Origin of the sequence: Ensifer sp. M14 (assembly GCF_003355565.1) — a bacterium.
In the GTDB taxonomy this organism is placed as follows: Bacteria; Pseudomonadota; Alphaproteobacteria; order Rhizobiales; family Rhizobiaceae; genus Ensifer.
The window spans coordinates 36,075-55,611 of sequence record NZ_QJNR01000017.1 but is presented as its reverse complement, the minus strand read 5'-3'; the positions used below and the strand labels follow the sequence as shown (position 1 = coordinate 55,611).

Below are 19,537 nucleotides of genomic sequence, written 5' to 3'. Positions count from 1 at the left end.
AACTAATACTTGCGAGAGGCCCTCATGCCAGTCGATGAAACGGCCATTCGTCAATGGGGAGACCGCCACGAATGCAGAAGGAACCTGCCGCTCTTGGTCCGTCGACTGATACGCGAGACAACCCCTTCTTTGGCCGAGCTGCGTTTTCCCGGCAATGAAGCCATCGATCTGCCCGGTCTCGACGGTCAATGCGAGGCCGGGCAAGCAACTGCTTGGGTTCCGCAGGGACGAAGCGTCTGGGAGATGGGATGCAACCAAGAACCACGCGCCAAGGCGGACAGTGATTACGAAAAACGAGCTGCGGAAATGTCCCGCGATGATCGAAAAAATACCAGCTTTGTTTTCGTCACTCCGAGACGCTGGAAGACGAAAGACGAATGGCTGGCGGAGCGCCGCCGGGAAAGGTCTTGGTCGGCAGTCTATGCTTACGATGCTATCGATCTAGAGACTTGGCTCGAAGAAGCACCCGCAACTTCTCGGTGGTTGGGTGAGCTGCTTGGGGTAGCCAGTCCAGGCATATTGACGCCACACGAGTGGTGGCAAAAGTGGTCAACGGCCTCTGTGCCATCGATATCGATGCGTTTGGTCGCCACTCGTCGGCATAACGATGCCAACACGCTTCTAAAGAAGCTTAGAGACGGCGGACAGGTAGTCACGGTCCAAGCGGACGATCGAAGCGAAGCGGTCGCATTCGTTATCGCAGCCATGATCGAAGCACATGCTCTTGATCTGCTGGACCGCGCGTTGATCGTAACTTCCAGCGCAGCAAAGATCCCAACCGCCGGCGCCTCACGTTTGATCGCGATAGCAGATGTTGCGGACGGTGAGGGCATCGACTTCGGGGACAGGCGTAACGTCACAATTGTCAGGGCATATCCTAAGGGGCGCTCCGATGTGCAAGAGTCCGTGCAGCTTTCCCATGTGCCGTCCCGGACCTTCCGTTCTGAGCTTGAGGGCATGGGATTGCCTGAAGAGGAGGCTGAGATCCTGGCTCGGAATACCGGCCACTCTGTTCCGGTCCTGAGGCGCCAGCTATCTCCTGATCCAGAAGTGAGACGCCCGGTTTGGGCGAGAGACAGGGCGTCAGCCAAGCAACTCCTCCCCTTCGTTTTGGCAGGCTCCTGGGTTGAACGGGCGCAATTCCATGACGATACGGTTCTTCAGCTTCTTGGCGAGTTCGCCGATGGTGAAGCAGAGCATATTCGAGATGCTCTGCTGACGCTCGACGACGCACCCATTACGAAGTACGGCAATACAAATATTGTTGTTTCTCAGCTTGATGCGCTCTTCGCGATAGGACCACACGTCCAGCGTACCGATCTGGATCGGTTCTTTCATCTCGTGCCCGAATTGCTCGGCGAACGGGACCCCGCTCTGGATCTCCCCCAAGATCAATGGTGGATGGCAAACGTGTTGGGCAGAGGGCATATCTATTCTGGAGCGCTTCTGTCAGGGCTTGGCGATACTCTGTGCATTTTAGCGATCCATGGTGCAGAGATCTGCGGGAAACGGCTTCAAACAGATCTGGCGTACCGCGTCAGCCACGTTGTGCGTTCTCTTATGCAGAATGCGGGTGAGGAACGTTGGCTTTCGATTCGCGGCCATTTGCGAACGCTTGCCGAAGCATCGCCAGATACGTTTCTCGATTGTTTGGAAGAAGAACTTCGACATCCGGAGCCCGCTATCCAAGCAATTATGGGAACGGTAGGAAGGCCCGGTAGCGGCGAATGCCTACGCACCGATCTCCTCTGGGCCCTTGAACTTCTGGCTTGGCACCCGGTGTATTTCTCGCGCGTTTCGGGGATTGTGTTCGACCTTCAGCGCTTTGAGATAAAGGACAGTTGGTCGAATTCTCCCGCATCGACTGCCCAATCGCTGTTTCGCGCCTGGCTCCCAGCAACCTCGGTGGATGTCGCCGAACGGATGCGAGTGTTGCGCAACCTGTGTAAACGCTTCCGCAGCCCGGCAATCAGTGTCTGCATCTCGCTGCTCCCAAGCGGTGGAACAGGCTTCGCCATAAAGCCCACAAGGCCTCGGTGGCGTGCCCTTGAACAGGACGTACCCGCACCGACGAATGTTGATCTGTGGGAGGCTTCGGTAGAAGCCAGCAAACTATTGCTGGATTTGGCTCCCTTCAACAGGTCTGAGCTGGAACAACTGCTGGAAATCGCACCAAGCTTGCACCCGGACGATCTGAGCCGCTTGGTCGGGGAGGTTGGGCGGTGGGCATTATCTGCCAGTGACGAAGAAAAGGCAGATCTGCGTCATAATCTTCGTCGTCGTGACGTGATGCATGCCTATCAGGATGGCAGAAAAGACGACGAATTTGTAGTTGCCTGCCGAAGTATGGAAGCGGCTCTAGAGCCCGTAGTAGCGACCGCCCGTCATCGATGGCTGTTCGACAGTTCTTACATCGAATGGCGATCTCTTGTCGAAAACGAGGAAGACAACAGCCTGTCGTGGCAGAAACGGGACGCTCTCGTACGACAGAAACGAATGAAGGCGATCGCGGACATTCGCGAGGAAATCGGCGCAGATCAAGTCTTCGAGTTTGGACTTGGCGTCAAACAACCCGAGCTCGTTGCCCAGGCCTTGGTGCCCGCGGATGCCTGTCCAGAAATAGGAGCCAAATGGGTCACCCGTGCTCTTCAGTGCCAGCCAAGCGAACCAGCCAGCATTTTCCTTCGGCAGGTTCTGTGGACGTCCGGATGGAATGACCTTCGGGCTGTCATTTCTATTCTTCGCCAAAATGGCTTTTTGGGCGATATCGCCGTTCAGCATCGGCTCGCTCAGCATCTTCCTGGACGTGCGCCGGGTTGGACAATCGCTGAAGAGCTGGGAAGTGACGTTGCTGCCACATATTGGAGCACCGTGTCCATCGCTATATGGGACTACGCAACAACCAACGAAGTCCACTATGCCATAGAAAAGCTGCTCGATGCGAAACGTCCGCGTTCAGCGTTTGCTGCTACCGGCCTTCGCCCTGAAAGACTGTCTCCAGGGCAATGGGAGCGTATCCTTCAGGCCATTGCATACGGTCAAGAGCCTGACGGAACTTTGCCATCCGCTTATCATTTGGACGAAGTCCTTAAGCGCCTAGACGAGGCCGGTGACATCTCGGATGAGCGAATTGCAGCTCTGGAACTCCCTTTCGTTCCGCTTCTTTGCAGCTATGGGCACCGCCACCATGAAAGAACCCTTGCGGTACATCGAGAACTTGCGCGCAATCCATCTTTCTTTGTGCAGCTGCTTTGTTGGCATTACCGCCGCAGAGATGGAAATGATGATCCGGGGCAGCAGGAGCTGCGACCAGAGCGCCAGAAGTTCCTCGCCGAACTGGCATACCATACGCTCGAGGGGTGGAATGAACTACCCGGTCTAAACAAAGATCGAGTCGTTATCGAGGAGGATTTTACGGCGTGGGCTGACGAGGCGATGCGACTGGCAACCGAAGCAGATCGCAGCGAGGTCGCCGAAACGCATTTCGGCGCTTTGCTAGCGCGCTTTGCGCGCCGGCGTCCTTGGGAGGACTGGGTTCCCCTGACGATACTGGATTTCCTGGATCGTGCTGAAAACGGCGGCCTTCGCGAAAAGTTTGACCTAGGCGTCCGGAACGCACGCGGTGTGACAACGCGCGGGCCATATGATGGTGGCGAACAAGAGCACAGATTAGCGGGGCGGTATCGCGAGCTTGCCGCACGATATGAGAACTCTCATCCGCGTGTTTCAACTCTGCTGGTATCGATTGCCAAGAGTTACGAATGGGATGCTTGTCGAGAGGATGAGCGCGCAGCCGTAGGAGAGCGTTGGCATCCATAGATACAGGGTGGTTTCCGTTTTCCGGTTCGCATTGGCGGAATTCCACCCTTGTATGTCTCCGTCACTTTGGGAAGTGCCCCGAACCTAGCGTGACCTCGGTTACGCGGTCCACGCGCTGACGGCAGGCGTGACAGCAGACCTCTTCGGACTGGCTTGGCCGATCGCTTCGGTAGCCGCCCTTACAGTCTCGCCTCCGGCGTCGTCGTCGTGGTGTTGGTCACGTCTCCTTCCCCTCACCGCAGACCATCGGGCTCACTGGTGAGAGCAACAGGTAAGGGCCGATCCCAGACCTTGGCGGCAAGCTCTCTGATTTCCGCTTCTCGTGTTCAGTGTCCGGACATCGGACGGTCGGCCATCGGCCCCAATTGAGCCCCCCTCAAGTCCCACGCCTCGAAACGGTAAGAACCGCCGACCCGCTGTTGAGGGGTGAAAGCTGCAGTCGACCAAATGACTTAGTGATTTTCGCTCCCGCATTAAGGGCAGGCTGCATTTACAGGTTGCCGGGCTAAACGAGCTTGGCATCCGACACCATGGAACATTCGATTCTCAACAGACCGCGCCCGACAAACGAGTCCGATCGTTTCCCAGGCGACGCGATGGCCGTCCACGATGATGCCACAAAAAGCGTCGGCAGTGATCGCCCCGTCGACGATGCCAAGTGAAAGGGATATCAACACGGGCTGCCATTGAAGAGGTGCGTGAAGCACTTGACGCCTCGGCGCACGACCACGCCATAGCAACCAGGCTGGCGCCAGAAGAGAGCGCGATGCGAGACCGCAGTCATTGTTGTTTTGATCGTTTGGGCGTGTTGGGTCCGGCGCGTGCCGGTTTATCGGTCCAGTGAGAATGCCGACATGACATGTTGGGGCATCTTGTTTTCGCCCTCGTCCGCGACTGGACTTCCGCCTGCCACTCGTAATCGCATTTATAGCATTTCCAGTGAGCCTCTGATTGGCTTACAGCGCTGGTGATCTCTGGATCGAGACCGATAGCGTCGTTTTTCGCGCGCTCCCAATCGCGAAGCAAAATAGGAAACCGGCTGGCCAGCGACTTACTCTTTCTGTTTTCGGCCCGACAGACGGTGCAGTTGTCAGCTTTTTCTTTTGTGCTTGCGATCCGAGCTTCGTAGGAATGTCCTTTCTTGCACAGGAACCATGCGTTCCCATCGCTACTGGCCGCGACGTCCGAGGCTTGCTTGCCGTTCTTCGCTTCGTCCCATTGCGCTGCAACCGAGGGCTTTTTCGCCGCCAGTGATCGCTCATACGTCATCCTAGGCCCCTTGCAGAAGGGGCATCCCATCCGTCCGCTTCTCACTCTGTCCGCGATGCTGGCGTCGTACAGGTGATCCGGATTTGCGGCGCAGATCCATTTGACCACGCGATGCGACTTCACGTGATATGCGTCCGGACCGAGTCGATTTTCAGCATTCCATACGTCGTAGACCCACGGATAGTGATCGCTCACTGATCCGCCTTCGGGCGGATAGGACCCTGAAGCGCAGAGGCGCTCATAATGATCCTGGGCACGAAACACACCATCAGAAAGCCAGTCTCCGGCAAAGTCACGTAACTTTGGGACATTCGCCAATACCCATTCTTGAAACCTTGAGAAAATGACAAGGTCGTCCAAACCAAAATTGATTGTGAAGGAAGGTTCGATCGGCTCCAGAACGTCCTGCCGCACGCGGATCAAATCGATCCCGGCTTCGGCGAGAGTGGTATTCTTTCGTCGATCCTGCTCGTAGCGATGTTTGTGTCTGAACCCGTCAACCTCGATTCCCAAATTCAAACTGGGAATAAATATGTCAATTTCCGGTAATCTGCCCTCATCGGTAAACTGCCACGCGGCATCGGCAAACCGATCGGCGATTTCGGCGTAGAAGCGAGCCTCAATCCTGGAAAACGTCGTTGAGCATTTTCGACAACCGCACCCCAGATTCGTCCGGGTATAGGGTGTCGCGTTCCAAGTGTGGGTGCATTTCGGGCATATCCATTTGACGTCCTGCTTTGACCCGGCCGTCAGCTGTTGAATCGCCAACCGATTACCAGAGTGGTACTCAATGATGAGCTCAGGATGAGTGACGTCGAGTGATGGACAATGAGCCACCGCTCGTGTCAGATGGGCCTGCGATATAGCGGCCGGTCTGCAGCCGCCGCATCCGCCGCCAGATTTCCAAGTTCTAATTTGGTCAGAGACTTTCCGAGGGTAAATAGTCGTTTTGCCCGCTTCTGCACACCGGCGGCACTTCCAAAGGCGAGAAATGTTGGACGTCCGCGGCAAGCTGTCAAAGCTCACGTCATTATCTTCTGCAAACCAGGGCGCCATGTCGGGAAAGACTTCAACCAAAAGATCGCCTCTCGGACGGCTGGGCTTCGGCTTGTCCCGGAGCGCCGTAACCGATCCGGTATTATAGCGCACGATCCATTCAGCGAGAACCGGGCGCGACATTCCAGCGCGCTCGGCCGCTTCCCGTCTCGGTACTCCCTCAAGGACAAAAGCGATCGCGAGCAGGCGCTGCTTTACCTTTTCATCGCTTTCAACTTCGGCGATCACGCGAAGCTCTTCCGGGCTATTGTTCCTTCTTACGACATGCGTCACGTGCCAGGCTCCGTAAATCCACACGAGGCTTCAACCCATATGCTGCCGATCTTAAAGGCGCGTCAACGACGACCACCGGCTGCCTCACACTGGTAACTGGGGCAGATTTGGTCGCACGACGGACGTTGCGACGCTCGAGAAATTACCTATTGTTGTCGTGGTAACCCATTACGAGGCTAATGCTGTTATGCGCGTTTTCGTTTTGCTAATGGGCTTCCCTGGCGTCGGGAAGCTGACAATTGCTAATGAACTGCGCACCCTCGTTTCTGCAAAAGTCATTGATAATCATTGGTTCAACAATCCAATATTTCGCCTCCTGGACGACGACGGGATGACGCCCCTCCCGAACGGGATATCGGAATACACTGGAAGAATCCGACAGGTAGTCCTGGACGCGATCGTGGCCTACAGCCCCCCTTCGGCAAGCTTCATCTTCACGCAAGCCCTTGTCCAAGGCAACCAAGGTAGTCTTCACACGTTTGAACAGATAGCCGGCGCGGCGCAGCAGTGCGCTGCGCCGCTCATACCCATAAGATTACTTTGCGATGAGGACGAGTTGGCGCGCCGTGTTTCCACTCCCATACGCCGTGAGCGACTAAAGTCGATCGACGCAAGAGCCGCCAGAGAGAGAAGCAGAAAAGCTCGGGTCTTCGATCCCCAACACCCCTTTGCCTCAGATTTGGACGTCACTTCGAAATCAGCGGAAGCAAGTGCAGCGGCAATCCAGCAACATGTTATCCGGGTGATTGCCGGCGATTTTGGTCTGCCTCCAACGACAGGCGTCGTCACCCTCCCATAGATGCGATTTCGGTCCTTCCGGTATTACCCACGACCAGTTCAGACAAGTGTGCATAAGCGAGGGTCGGCCTTGGTGAGTGATGCCGGGGGGATTCCGCATCTGGGGCAAATCATGATTCCTTTCGATCATGCCGAAGAAGCGCCTTGCCTCGCCCGAACACGCTGACACGCTGACACGCTTTCGCTGAAGGTGTTGCGCGAGCTCGTGACAGGTCTGGTCAATGAGGTCAGGGAGCTTTCAGCAGAGGTCACGAACCTTCGCGCCGAGAACGCCGCCCTTCGTGAAGACAATGCGGCGCTTCGCCAGGAGAACACCCGCCTCAAGGTCGAGAACCAGCTTTTGCGGGACGAGATCGCACGGCTGAAGAACCTGCCGCCCCGGCCGCCGTTTCGCCCTTCGGGCATGGAGAAGGCGACTGATGACAAACGGGACGCGCCTCAGACGGCCAAGAAGAAACCGCGCGGCCCGAAGCTCGATCTAAAGCGGGTGAGCCGCGAAGAAATCCTGCATGTCCGTGCTCCGCCCGGCTCCCGCTTCAAGGGATACAAGAGCTGCCATGTGCGGGACCTGATTGTCACAGCTGAACTCGTTCACTGTCGACGTGAATGCTGGCTCACGCCCGACGGCAAGACGGTGCTCGCGCCGTTGCCGCAAGGGGTCGTCGGCGGCTACGGCCCGAATCTCAGGCGACTTTGCCTGATGCTGCACACGCAAGGACAGGTGACGATGGCGCGGCTGACGACGTTGCTGAACGATGTCGGCGTCAGCGTCTCCAAGCGCCAGGTCGTGCGACTTTTGACAAAGGGACTGGAGGGCTTTGCTGCCGAGGATGCGGCTGTGCTGCATGCCGGCCTTGTCTCGGCTCCCTACATCACCGTCGACGACACCGGCGCCCGCCATCAACGCGGTAACTTCCACACCACCCAGATCGGCGGCGCGCACTTCACCGCTTTTCGCACCACTGCATCAAAATCCCGGCTGAACTTCCTGTCGCTGCTCAGAGGCAACTATCAGGACTATGTCCTCAACGACGCCGCCCTCGACTATCTAGACGGCCGTCGTGCCGATCCGGCGCTGGTAGCCAAGATCCGCAGCCACGAACCACGACGCTTCTGCAACCAGGTGCCATTCCTGGAGTATCTGGCCGACAAGGGCATCGACATTTTCGACAGGCAGGCGGTCCGCGTGCTGGCGGAAGATGGCATTTGGGGATCAATTCGCCATCATGGTCTGCTTGGCGACACTGTCATCGTGTTTGATGATGCCGGTCAGTTCCGGGTCGGCAACCATGCCCTGTGTTGGGTGCACGCCGAGCGGCTGCTACAGAAGCTGATGCCGGCCACGCCAAGGCAGGCGCGTCTGGTCGAAACGGTGCGGGATCTCCTGTGGCTGTTCTACCGCGCGCTGAAAAGCGTCAAACGAAAGCCGCCGCCCGGTCTTACCGCGGCATTTCACAAGCGCTTCGATCGCATCTTTTCACTGCGCACCGGCTTTGACGACCTCGACAAACTGCTGGCACGTCTCTCTCGCAGAAAGGATGAGCTGCTCAAAGTGCTGGAACGGCCGGTTATTCCCCACCACACCAATGCATCGGAGAACGACCTGCGCAGCTTCCTCACCAAGCGCAAGATTTCCGGCGGCACGATGAGCCGGCACGGCCGCGTGGCACGCGACACCATGCTCGTGCTGATGAAGACGTGCCGCAAGCTCGGCCTCTCGTTCTGGCACTATCTTGGCGATCGCCACGGCCTCCATGGCCAGGCCATCCCGCCGCTCGCCGCATTGATCGCGTCAAAGGTCTGAACGCCCAAGGATCCTGCGCTCCGGCGGTTGGCATCGTAATCACCAATCACGCAGGATCAAACCCGCATCAAAGCGAACTCGGGAATCCGGAGCTGCGTTCATATATGCGGCGCGTGTAAGGTATCGCACCTTCAACTCGCTCTTCAGTGCAAATTGAGAACTCATCCTCAGGAACGAATGGAAAAAACCGGTCGCCACCAAACATAGCGTCCAGTACCGTCAGATGAATCCGCCTGGCGAGCGGCAGGAAGAGCTCATAAATCTCCTGACCTCCACCGATAATAATCTCTGAGCCCGGCAATTCCGATGCCAGTGAAAGAGCCTCGCTGACCGACGCAGCCGAGCGCACCTCAGAAGTCTGAGAAGCGAACGAGCGAGATAGCACGATGCAATACCGGCCCTGAAGCGGGCGAGGTAGAGAGAGAAAGGTCATGCGTCCCATGATCAGAGCATTGCCCATTGTCAGTTCCCTGAAAGCTTTTTGTTCGCCAGGGATGTGCCATGGAATATCGTTGCCCCTGCCGATGGCACGACCGGCATCCATGGCTGCGATCAGGACAATAGGCTTCACGGCTGTGCTCTTTCAATTGGCTGCTGGGAGACAGCGCTCACTCGTGTAATCAGGCAAATGTTAGCGGTATCGTCGGTGACCACAATGTCCGAAATAGGCGCCTTTGCGCAGTGTGGGATATCCTCGCCTCCGATTGCGAAGAAACCGCATTAGCTGGACACAAAATCAGCACCGCCACCAAATGTGGATTTTAGTTTGCGATTTCAAACGGTGAAATGTCACATGCCCGTTAGCTTTAGCCGGTAAAAGCGGTCTTATTTTCCGCTAATGATTTCAGTGAAACTCCGACTTTGCCAAAGCGATTGCACAACCGAACCTTGACGCCCCGCGCGATTTTGGACGAGCAATGGTCGACAGCGCGTCGTCTGGCTCGTGAACTGGACAAGATTGTCGATGGTTCCGGTCCAACACACGCCGCCGTTGAACGGGCTGCGGCCGAGCTACGACTGTCCGTGCGGCAAGTTTACAATCTGCTTGCCCGATACCGCAGCGAACGGACGGTCACGGCTTTGCTGCCGCGCGCCGCCGAAACCCGGCGCAAGCGGCTGCCGGAAGGCATCGAGGCAATCATCAGCACGACACTGCGCGAGCAATGGCTGACGCTCGAGGCGCCTCCTCTCGCACCCGTTGTTGCCGAAATCCGTGCGCGCTGTGAAGAGGCCGGTCTTGCCCTGCCGTCCTATGTCACCATTGCCCGGCGCATCCCGGCGCTGTTTTCGCCCGAAGAGATCGCCAGAAAGCGGTCGGCCAATCCAAAGCACCTGCTGCGGCTAAAACCGCGACCAGGCTATATCCACGCACCGCACCCACTCGACGTCTGCCAAATCGACCATACGCCGACCGATATCAATTTCGTGGAGGTGGTTGACGGAGGCGGACTGTTCGTTGGCCGCCCTTACCTGACGATCGTCACCGACGTTGCGACCCGGTGCATTCTGGGGTTCTGCCTCGCACTGGAAAAGCCTTCGGTCCTGTCTGTCGCACTTTGTCTTGCCCAGGCCCTGTGCCCGAAAGAGGCATGGCTTGCGGCCCGCAACCTCGATCATGCCTGGCCGATGTTCGGCCGGCCAAAGCTGCTCGTCACGGACTCGGCGAAGGAATTCAAGGGGCATGCGTTCCAACGCGGTTGCGATGACTATGGCATTCGAATCCGCTATCGCGATCGCGGCCGCGTGCATCAGGGCGGCGTCGTTGAGCGGCTGCTGGGCAAGCTCAATGCTATACTCGCCGCATACCCCGGGTCTTCGGGGCGGTCTGTGGCAGACCGTGACGAATATCCGTCCGAGCGGCGTGCGCGTCTGAGCTTCGCGGAGCTGGAGCGCTGCATCGCGCTTGCGGTCATCGATCACAATCTTCAGGAAAACGCCAAGACGCTGAAGGTGCCGATCACGGAGTGGCAGCGCAACAGCGCGGCTCTGCCGCGCTTCGACGATGATCCGCAACAGGTACTGCTGTCGTTTCTGCCAGGAACGGAACGGCATTTGTCGCCGCAAGGGATCAACATGTTCGCCTTGCACTATTACGCGCCTTGGCTTGGTAGCCTTATTCCGCAGCGCGACCGGCTCGGAAAGCTGGAGGTGCGATACGATCCGCGGGACATCAGCCATGTCTACGTCCGCGACCCGGAAACCCGGCAGTTTCGTCCCGTCGAGCGCCGCGATGGCCAGTTGACGTCGCTGACGCTGTGGGAGCACGAGGCCGAGCGCGCGGGTCGGCGGGCCGCAAATCACCGCTCAAGCAACGAGAAAGTCGCGATCCGCCGTGAAATCGCCGCCATTGTCGAAGCGGCGAAACCGTCCAAGCGCCAGTTGCGCGATGCCGTGCGCAGCGCGCACGCCACCGCCGCAGCAAAACCCTATCAGGCCATGCGGCCACCAGTGTCTGATCCCGCGCAACACCCGGTGCGCCAGAAGCGCCGGTTGCCGGTAGAGGATTGGTAGCCCCGCATGCCCGATCATTTGCTTGATCATGTCCGGTCGTATCTCGACCGTGATCCCGACGATCGCATTGCCTATGTCCGCGCCCCGCGATGGATCGGGCACCAGGTTGCAAAGGACACCCATCGACGGCTGGCGGATTTGCTGTCGCGACCAGCGTCGTTGCGGACGCAGGGCCTGATGCTGGTGGGGCCCTATGCCAACGGCAAGACAATGATCGCCGAACGCTTTGCCGTTGAACATCTGCGAACCGCGGCGAAACAGAAGGTGTGGATCGTTCAGACCCGCGAAGGCGCCGGCCTCGGTCATTTCTATGCAAGCATTCTTCAGGCATTGCGGGCGCCGATCGGCGACCGCAGCGTGGGTCGAAAGGCTGAACAAGTCGATCACTTGCTGGCCAGTCTCAAGCCGAGGGTGTTGATCTTCGACGAGTTCCACAACGCGCTACGCGGCCGGACGCGTGACATCGAGGCGATCTTTGCGTTTCTGCGACGGATCGGCCGCCAGTACGATGTGGCACCGGTGCTGATCGGGGAGGTGGCGGTCTACGACTTCGTCAACGCCACGAGCGAGATGGCGAGCCGGTTCGATCTGCTCGCAGTCCCACGATGGCATTATGACGAGGATTTTCTCACACTCCTCGATAGCCTTGAGGCAGCTTTGCCGCTGGCTCGTATCTCGGATCTGTCGGACGAACGGCTGGCGCGGCAGATATTCAGCCTTTCGGAGGGATTGATCGGCGAGATCGTCACCATCGTCACCAAGGCGGCAGTCGCCGCGATCGGATCCGGTGCGGAGCGGATCACGAAGGCGGGCATTGGCGAGTTGCACTATGTTCCGATCTCGCACCGGCGCAATTCGGCGCTGCGCGAGAGCCTGCTTTGACGATAGCCGACAGGCCAGGCGTAGCAATCGGGATCGGCGAGCGATACCGCGACGTTGTCTCGGACCGGTGGCCCGCCATCGTCGCCCCGCAGCATGACGAATTGCTGTCGAGCTGGCTGCGCCGGCTTGCCTATGCCAACGGTGCTGCGCCGCGTGCGTTTGCCCGTATGCTCGGTTTAGGCCCGGGGATGCGGGCGGCATCCGTGGACCTTAGACTTCCCGCCGACGTCGCCCGCCTGCTCCACGCACATACGGGCCTTTCTCTGCGAAAGCTCTCGGCGATGCCAATGACATCGTCGCCGCTGAAGCCGCTCTTGCTTCCGCTTCGCAGCGACGGTCGCCGAGGCAGTTCGACCTGGCTGCAGTTCTGCCCGCGATGTCTTGCCGATGACGCTCAGCCGTATTTTCGGCGGCGCTGGCGGTTTGCGACCCAGGTTTCATGTCTGATCCACGGGTGCGGATTGCGTGACCGATGCCCTTCCTGCGCCAATCGCATCGCGGCCTTCGATCAGGACGAGCTCGTCCCGCAACATTTCTGCGATATCTGTGGCTTCGATTTGCGGCGTGCGTCGAATGTCGCGGTCCGTGCTCCGGCAAGGCGGCTCGACCGTTGCATCAATGATATCTGCCGCCTGGAGGCGATCACCGGATCTCTGACCAGAGGCAACCTCGTTCAGCGCTTGCTGGACATGCCAGCCGCCGCCGGCGTCTATCCCACATTGAACCTGGTCGGCCTGTCCACAGCGGCGCGTATTCGGTGCATGGAACGCCTGGCCGAGCAGCCGGTCAATTGGCTGACGACAGAAGACGACGCTGTCGTCGCCCATCGGCGGCGTTTGATTCTGTCGGCAGGTGGGCATGCCCCGTTGATCGCCCATATCGTAACAACGCTGGAGCGGCGGGGGCAACACCTCCCGACGAGCCGGCCTCCACCGGCTGCGGAGCTTCCAGCCGTTCTGGGCGCCTACTTACGCATCAGGGAGGCAGCTCATCCGCCGCCGCGTCGAAATCGCGGTCCTGTCGGCGATAGATGAAGTGCTGATACCGATGCCAGCGGTGCGCAGGCCATGGGTGACGCCGCCCCGGCGGCGATGGCCGCCATGCCGCTCGTCTTCGATCACGACGGCAAGGCAGTCCGCTCGGGCTACCATGTCACCGAGGTCAAGGCGATCAGTTCTCCGCCTTGGATTGCGGCGCCAACCCGGAGGCCTTGTCGGAAATCTTCGCCCAGCTCTGGAACGTCGATGATGGCGACTACACGCACATGCTTCGGCGCTGGAGCTGCACATCAGTTTACGGATCGAGTAAGATAGTTCCCGATTGAGAGGGCGAAGCATTGACCGAGGAGCAGGTTGAGCGACGCTTGGCGGCCATATTGGCCGCCGACGTCGTGGGCTACAGTCGCCTTATGGAAGCCAATGAGGAGCGCACGCTCAGCTCGCTGCGCCAGCATCGCCGCGAGTTCTTCGATCCCACCATCGCCAAGTACGGCGGGCGCATCTTTAAAGTGATGGGGGACGGCTTTTTGGTGGAGTTTAGCAGCGTTCTTAACGCGACGCGTTGCGCCGTTGAAATCCAGCGCGGCATGCCGGACCGCAACGCAGGCGTCCCCGAGGACCGGCACATAAAGTTCCGCATCGGCATCAATGTCGGCGACATCATCATCGACGGCGAGGACTTCTATGGCGACGGCGTGAACGTCGCCGCGCGGCTCGAGGGTCTGGCTGGGCCCGGCGGTATCGCGTGTTCAGCGTTCGTGCGCCATCAGGTCGGCAACAAGCTCCAACTTGAGTTCCTCGATCAGGGTGAGAAGACCGTTAAGAACATTGCCCAGCCGGTGCATGTCTACTTCATCAATCTGGGCCCGTCGGACAGTGGCGTTCCGGCAGCAACTGCCGACGGACACACACGTGAGCGCTCGGACCGGCCATCGGTGGCGATCCTGCCTTTCGCGAACATGAGCAACGACCCCGAACAGGAGTTCTTCAGTGACGGCATCACCGAGGACATCATCACCGACCTGTCGAATGTTTCGGGGCTATTCGTGCTCGGGCGCAACACGGTCTTCACCTACAAGGGCAGGACGGTGAACCTGGAACGGACAGCGAAGGAGCTTGGAGTTGCCTATTTGGTTGAGGGTAGCGTCCGCCGAGCCGGAAATCGCGTGAGGATCAATGCCCAATTGATCGACGGCGCCACCAGCGGCCATTTGTGGGCCGCCCGTTACGACCGTGAGCTCGCCGACATTTTCGCGGTCCAGGATGAGATCACCAAAACGATTGTCGACCAGCTTAAGGTCAAGCTCCTGGCGGATGAGAAGAAGGCCATCGAGCAAGTGCCGACCGGCAATGTCGAAGCCTATACGGACTATCTAAGGGGTCGCCAGCTACTTCATGCGGCGACGAGATCCTCCCTGATATTGGCTCGGCGGATGTTTGCCAGAGCCGCTGACCTCGATCCACGGTTCGCGCGCGCCTACGCGGGTATGGCGAACTGTGATTCCCGACTCCATTCCAAGCATGGCGAGAAGATATCGGCCGGCGACATTATGGTGATCACCGGTAAGGCCTTGGCGATCGAGCCCGATCTGGCGGAAGCCCACACTGCACGCGCATACGCCTTGATGATCGACAGCCACGCCGCGGAGGCAGCCGCCGCTTTCGAAAAGGCCCTGGCGCTCGATCCCAATTGCTACGAAGCCCATCAGTTGTACGCCGAATTCTTCGTTACTCAGGGCAAATTCGAACAGGCCGCGCGACACTATCTTCGTGCAATGGAAATTCAGCCCGATGACTATCAGGCGCCCCTCTTCCTGAGCGGTGTCCTTCAGTCCCTCGGACGTCCAGAGGAGGCAGCAAGATATGCGCGTCTCGGAGTAAGACGAGCCGAGGAGGCCCTCAGGCAGTATCCGGACAGCTCCAAGCCTGCGCAGCTGGGAGCTGTCGCGCTGGCATTCCTCGGAGAGCGTGATCGGGCCGAAGAATGGCTGGCCCGTGCTTTGGCGATCGATCCGGACGATAACCTCGCCCGCTACAACGCCGCCTGCACCTATTCGCAGCTTGGCAAGATCGATCGGGCCATTGAACTGCTGGAAATTTGCTTGCCGCAGTTTGGAAGTGACATGAAACTTTGGGCCATGAAGGATTCAGATCTCGATCCGGTCCGCAATCATCCGCAATTTCAAAAGCTGCTCGAAATCGTCGGATAACCCAGCGACCGTTGGCGCGTCCCGCGCACCAGAAATTCTATGTGCTACCGACGACCGGCCACTATGGGGTCGAAAGCGGTATACAAACTCGGGTATCAAGCGTCAGGTTTCACCAAGCAGCTCAGTCGTCTTCCGACACTTCGCTCTCAGGCTCCGCAGCCGGGTCCCCCGCTATCGCCTGCCGGCTAAGCAATCCCGCGTCCTCCAACCGCTCGAGGTCGGGTAAGTCGCGGAGTGTCTCCATGCCAAAGGCGGAGAGAAAGTGCTTCGTCGTCACATAGGTATACGGCGCGCCAGGCGTCGGGCTGCGTGGTCCGGAGGCGAGGAACCCGGCGTCGCGCAGGCTGGCAATCGTGTCGCGACTGACGTCCTTACCGAAGACTTTCGACAGCTCGCCCCGCGTCACCGGCTGCAGATAGGCGATGGCCATCAGCACCGCCGCCTCGTGTTCAGACAGGCGTGCTCCTCCTGAGCGGGTCGGCGCCTGCGAAGCGCGGATCGCCGGCGCGTACGCCGAACGGCTTCGATGTTGCCAGCCGCCGGCCACAGTAACGATGTCATAGGGACGTGTACGCAGTTCCTCGCGCAGATCATCGATCAGCAGCTCGATGCTGCAGTCCCTGCCAACCACACGCGCCAAGGTCTCTCGGGTGACGGGTTCGGCGGAAGCGAAGATCACCGCCTCGACGCGCAGCATCCATTCCCGCCAGCGAAGCTCCGCCGGCAGCTCCTCCAGTTCCCGGTCAAACAAGTGTTCACTTGCGCCGTTCGTGTTCGCGCTGCGCGGTGTCCTCTTTGCCGCCGCTCCGGTCATCGTCACAACCCATATATCCGGAAGGATGGCCGTCCCGACAGTTCGCGCACAGCGCCGACGGCTTCCAGCCTTTCAAACAGGCGCTTGCTCGCCCAGCGGGACAGGTCCGTACCCGGGCCCGAGATCGGCACGGCATCCTCGTCGAGCAATTTGCGGATGACCGGTTCAGCGCCCTTGGTGCGCACCTTCGACGCGGTCACGACAAGCAGGTCCGCGCGTCGGGCGATTTCGCCGGCCGAGCGCAGCGCAGCGCCAGCGCCTTCGACCAGGGCGAGGCACACGGCACGGGGGAAGGCGCCCTCGCCTGGCCGCACCCGTCCCCTGCCCCCAAGCGTACGGAACGCCGGGCCATAGCGCTCGCCCATCAGCAGCGGCATGGGGACCGGCCAATTCAACATGGAGGCGACCAAACTATCGGCAAGCGCCCAGGCGAGCGGTTCGGCATCCGGACGGGCGGCATAGATGGCGCTCACCAGGTCGGCCGCGGCAAAGGGAACTGCGCGGCCGGACTGCAGGGCAGTGTCGGCATGATCGACGGCCGCCGCCAGATCGTCGTCCCAGACAAGCTCCAGCAGGTCAGCCAGTTCGGCAACACTTTTGGAGGAGAAGCCGGGTTTGCGGCTAACAAGCCTTTTGTAGGTCAGAAACACCTTTCCGGCCGGTCCAGGATCGTCGCCGGCGGCAGTGAGCAAAAGCGCGTCACGCAACGCGTGTTCGTCCTCGTTGCGCCCCATCAGCCGCACCGCCACGGCGGCACACTTGAGAGCCTGGCGCGCGCGCCAACAGCCGGCCCAGCGTGGTTCGGTTTTGACGAGATCGTCGAGCGATTTCAGGGCGATGCCGGCTGCGAAGGCGGCGTCTGGTTCGTTCGGCTCACGGCCGCGGGGCAGCGCCCAGCCCGGCAGTTGAGCGGTCGACAGGGACGGCGATGACGACTTGAGCGGGCGCGAATCCATGTCGTCCAGCTTATGCCGCGCGTGCACTTATAGCCATCAAATTCGCCACAAAGCGCACAGCTTGTCGATTACATATGATGTCCGATAATCTTGCCTTATCGGACATTTCGGTCTTTATAGAAGGAATGGCCCAAATCGTCGCGCAAAACGGTAAACATCACGCAAAAGACACCTCTGCTCCGTCTGACAGCACGGCCCATTCTGATGATGATCCGGCGTTGGTGTCGACAGCGGAAAGCCCTTCCCCTCTTCCCGGCCATCTCGGCGACCTTGCCGACCGCGCCCGCGCTTATGTCGAGGCGGCAAGTTCCGCCAACACCCGCAAGGCCTATGCCGCGGACTGGAAGCATTTTTCCGCCTGGTGCCGGCGTCAGAACCTCGCTCCCCTCCCCCCGGATCCACACGTCGTCGGCCTCTACGTCACCGCCTGCGCCTCGGGAACCGCCGAGCGCGGCGTCAAGGCCAATACCGTATCCACGATCGAACGCCGCCTCTCGGCGATCGCCTGGAATTGCACCCAACGGGGCCTATCGCTCGACCGCAAGGACCGCGCCATCGCCACCGTCATGGCCGGAATTCGCAATCGCCATGCCGCCCCGCCGCGGCAGAAGGAGGCGATCCTGCCGGAAGACCTCATCGCCATGCTCGAGACCCTGGAACGCGGTACGCTTCGGGGCCTGCGCGACCGCGCAATCCTGCTCATTGGCTTTGCCGGCGGCTTGCGCCGTTCCGAAATCACCGGTCTCGATCTCGGACGCGATCAGACCGAGGACGGGCGCGGCTGGATCGAGATCCTCGACAAGGGGCTGCTGCTGACATTGCGCGGCAAGACCGGCTGGCGCGAGGTCGAGATCGGCCGCGGTTCCGCCGACACCACCTGCCCACTCGTCGCCGTCGAAACCTGGATCAGGTTCGCCAAGCTCGCCAAGGGCCCCCTCTTCCGCCGTGTCACAGGACGCGGCAAAGACGTTGGACCGGATCGTCTCAACGACAAGGCGGTCGCCCGCCTCGTCAAGTCCGCAGCCCTTGCCGCCGGCCTGTATGGCGACCTTGGTGAGGACGAGCGTACGGCCAAATTCTCCGGTCATTCGCTGCGCGCCGGTCTGGCCTCCTCGGCTGAGGTCGATGAGCGTCATGTGCAAAAGCAGCTCGGCCACGCGAGCGCGGAAATGACCCGCAAATATCAGCGTCGGCGCGACCGTTTCCGGGTCAATCTGACCAAGGCATCCGGGCTCTGAAGGGTTCCTCTCCCGGTACCGCGCTGAAACCGTAAGGTAAAAATCGAGGGACGAAATTTCAGCTTAGCGCTGCAATTGAAATCGCTAAGTAAAAGCCACAGCCGTTATCCGCACCTCTTCGCTATCGATAGGTCCCAAGTATCGATAGTTAGCCATCTAAAGGCGATTTTCTTGCCACCTCAAGCCACAATCGCTATATTTGAACAAGATTTCGATCGAGGAAACGCAATGTCCGAACCGCAACTGTCCGTCCGCAGCACCAAGGCCAGGGATCTGGCACACGCGCTGGCGCGCCGCACGGGCCAGCCGATCAACAGGCTCGTCGAGCAGGCGCTCGAGCACTACGATCTGGAACTGCGCCAGCAGTCTGCGCGGGCGCCTATCGATGTCCTGTCGGATTTGATGGCCGAAGGCCGGCGTGCGGTCCCGGCCGGCACGACATCGGCGCATGACGATTTCTACGACGAACACGGTTTGCCGCGATGATCGCTGTCGATACGTCGGTCATTCTGGCGATGGCGTTGGCAGAACCGGAGGCCGAACGGTTTACGTCGTTGGTGGGACAGGAGGCCGTTGCGATCGGCTGGCCGACCATGCTGGAGGCGCGAATGGTGCTGACAGGCAAGGGATTCCCCAACGCTTCGGACATTGTCTATCAGCTTTCCCAGCTGCCCAACGTCACGGCGATTGCTTTCGACGAGGCGCATTACCGGGAAGCGGAACGAGCGTTCGACCGCTTCGGCAAAGGCCGCCATCCGGCGACCCTCAATATGGGTGACTGTTTTTCCTATGCTGTTGCGAGGATCGCCAAGGCGCCGCTATTGTTCAAGGGCAATGATTTCAGCCAGACGGACCTGAAAATTCACCCAGCATCCTTCGGCTAAAGGACGATCGCCAACCACCCCCGAC

General features: G+C 59.7%; 14 protein-coding genes and 2 pseudogenes. 11 read left to right on the top strand and 5 right to left on the bottom strand.

Going from position 1 to position 19,537, the window contains the following annotated elements:
- Nucleotides 1–24: 24 nt before the first annotated feature.
- Complete coding sequence (locus BLJAPNOD_RS32420) at nucleotides 25–3,819, top strand: hypothetical protein (RefSeq protein WP_199566086.1); 3,795 nt, start codon at nucleotides 25–27, stop codon at nucleotides 3,817–3,819.
- A 780-nt stretch (nucleotides 3,820–4,599) separates the two neighbouring features.
- On the opposite strand, the gene BLJAPNOD_RS32410 is transcribed toward BLJAPNOD_RS32420, so the two are convergent.
- Nucleotides 4,600–6,417, bottom strand: a complete 1,818-nt coding sequence (locus tag BLJAPNOD_RS32410) for a zinc-ribbon domain-containing protein (protein ID WP_158556206.1) — start codon at nucleotides 6,415–6,417, stop codon at nucleotides 4,600–4,602.
- Nucleotides 6,418–6,604: 187 nt separating this feature from the next.
- On the opposite strand from BLJAPNOD_RS32410, the gene BLJAPNOD_RS32405 reads away from it, so the two are divergent.
- Both BLJAPNOD_RS32405 and BLJAPNOD_RS36305 read left to right on the top strand, forming a co-directional pair.
- On the top strand, nucleotides 6,605–7,216 hold the full coding sequence (locus BLJAPNOD_RS32405; protein WP_115422847.1) for a chloramphenicol phosphotransferase: 612 nt from the start codon (nucleotides 6,605–6,607) through the stop codon (nucleotides 7,214–7,216).
- A gap of 204 nt (nucleotides 7,217–7,420) precedes the next feature.
- On the top strand, nucleotides 7,421–9,019 hold the full coding sequence (locus BLJAPNOD_RS36305; RefSeq protein ID WP_244611188.1) for a transposase: 1,599 nt from the start codon (nucleotides 7,421–7,423) through the stop codon (nucleotides 9,017–9,019).
- A 67-nt stretch (nucleotides 9,020–9,086) separates the two neighbouring features.
- Here BLJAPNOD_RS36305 and BLJAPNOD_RS32395 read toward each other — a convergent pair whose 3' ends face one another.
- Nucleotides 9,087–9,590 carry a dihydrofolate reductase gene (locus tag BLJAPNOD_RS32395; protein WP_115422845.1) on the bottom strand — a complete coding sequence of 168 codons (504 nt, stop codon included), beginning with the start codon at nucleotides 9,588–9,590 and terminating at the stop codon, nucleotides 9,087–9,089.
- Nucleotides 9,591–9,880: 290 nt separating this feature from the next.
- Between BLJAPNOD_RS32395 and BLJAPNOD_RS32390 the strand changes: the two genes are divergently transcribed.
- The 3 genes and pseudogenes from BLJAPNOD_RS32390 to BLJAPNOD_RS36505 form a co-directional block, all read left to right on the top strand.
- Nucleotides 9,881–11,530: a Mu transposase C-terminal domain-containing protein gene (locus tag BLJAPNOD_RS32390; protein WP_115422844.1), complete on the top strand. Its 1,650-nt coding sequence runs from the start codon at nucleotides 9,881–9,883 to the stop codon at nucleotides 11,528–11,530.
- 6 nt (nucleotides 11,531–11,536) lie between these two features.
- Complete coding sequence (locus BLJAPNOD_RS32385; protein WP_115422843.1) at nucleotides 11,537–12,412, top strand: TniB family NTP-binding protein; 876 nt, start codon at nucleotides 11,537–11,539, stop codon at nucleotides 12,410–12,412.
- Nucleotides 12,409–12,816: pseudogene (locus tag BLJAPNOD_RS36505) on the top strand (TniQ family protein); the annotation flags it as partial. The gene BLJAPNOD_RS32385 and the pseudogene BLJAPNOD_RS36505, both read left to right, overlap by 4 nt.
- 33 nt (nucleotides 12,817–12,849) lie before the next feature.
- Here the strand turns inward: BLJAPNOD_RS36505 and BLJAPNOD_RS36500 are convergent.
- On the bottom strand, nucleotides 12,850–13,239 hold the full coding sequence (locus BLJAPNOD_RS36500) for a hypothetical protein (RefSeq protein WP_343215838.1): 390 nt from the start codon (nucleotides 13,237–13,239) through the stop codon (nucleotides 12,850–12,852).
- A gap of 240 nt (nucleotides 13,240–13,479) precedes the next feature.
- On the opposite strand from BLJAPNOD_RS36500, the pseudogene BLJAPNOD_RS36300 reads away from it, so the two are divergent.
- Together BLJAPNOD_RS36300 and BLJAPNOD_RS32375 are read left to right on the top strand one after the other, a co-directional pair.
- A pseudogene (locus BLJAPNOD_RS36300) lies at nucleotides 13,480–13,679 on the top strand (DUF6428 family protein); the annotation flags it as partial.
- Between the two features lie 69 nt (nucleotides 13,680–13,748).
- Entirely contained in the window at nucleotides 13,749–15,620 is a 1,872-nt protein-coding gene (locus tag BLJAPNOD_RS32375) for an adenylate/guanylate cyclase domain-containing protein (protein ID WP_115422841.1), read from the top strand.
- Between the two features lie 121 nt (nucleotides 15,621–15,741).
- On the opposite strand, the gene BLJAPNOD_RS32370 is transcribed toward BLJAPNOD_RS32375, so the two are convergent.
- Nucleotides 15,742–16,317 carry an SMC-Scp complex subunit ScpB gene (locus BLJAPNOD_RS32370; protein ID WP_244611190.1) on the bottom strand — a complete coding sequence of 192 codons (576 nt, stop codon included), beginning with the start codon at nucleotides 16,315–16,317 and terminating at the stop codon, nucleotides 15,742–15,744.
- Nucleotides 16,318–16,436: 119 nt separating this feature from the next.
- Entirely contained in the window at nucleotides 16,437–17,390 is a 954-nt protein-coding gene (locus BLJAPNOD_RS32365) for a DUF1403 family protein (protein ID WP_115422840.1), read from the bottom strand.
- A 125-nt stretch (nucleotides 17,391–17,515) separates the two neighbouring features.
- On the opposite strand from BLJAPNOD_RS32365, the gene BLJAPNOD_RS32360 reads away from it, so the two are divergent.
- From BLJAPNOD_RS32360 to BLJAPNOD_RS32350, 3 genes are all read left to right on the top strand, one after another.
- Complete coding sequence (locus BLJAPNOD_RS32360) at nucleotides 17,516–18,628, top strand: site-specific integrase (protein WP_115422839.1); 1,113 nt, start codon at nucleotides 17,516–17,518, stop codon at nucleotides 18,626–18,628.
- Nucleotides 18,629–18,856: 228 nt separating this feature from the next.
- On the top strand, nucleotides 18,857–19,114 hold the full coding sequence (locus BLJAPNOD_RS32355; protein WP_077498148.1) for a type II toxin-antitoxin system VapB family antitoxin: 258 nt from the start codon (nucleotides 18,857–18,859) through the stop codon (nucleotides 19,112–19,114).
- Nucleotides 19,111–19,512 carry a type II toxin-antitoxin system VapC family toxin gene (locus tag BLJAPNOD_RS32350; RefSeq protein WP_115422838.1) on the top strand — a complete coding sequence of 134 codons (402 nt, stop codon included), beginning with the start codon at nucleotides 19,111–19,113 and terminating at the stop codon, nucleotides 19,510–19,512. Before BLJAPNOD_RS32355 ends, BLJAPNOD_RS32350 begins: the two co-directional genes overlap by 4 nt.
- The last annotated feature ends 25 nt before the right edge of the window (nucleotides 19,513–19,537 follow it).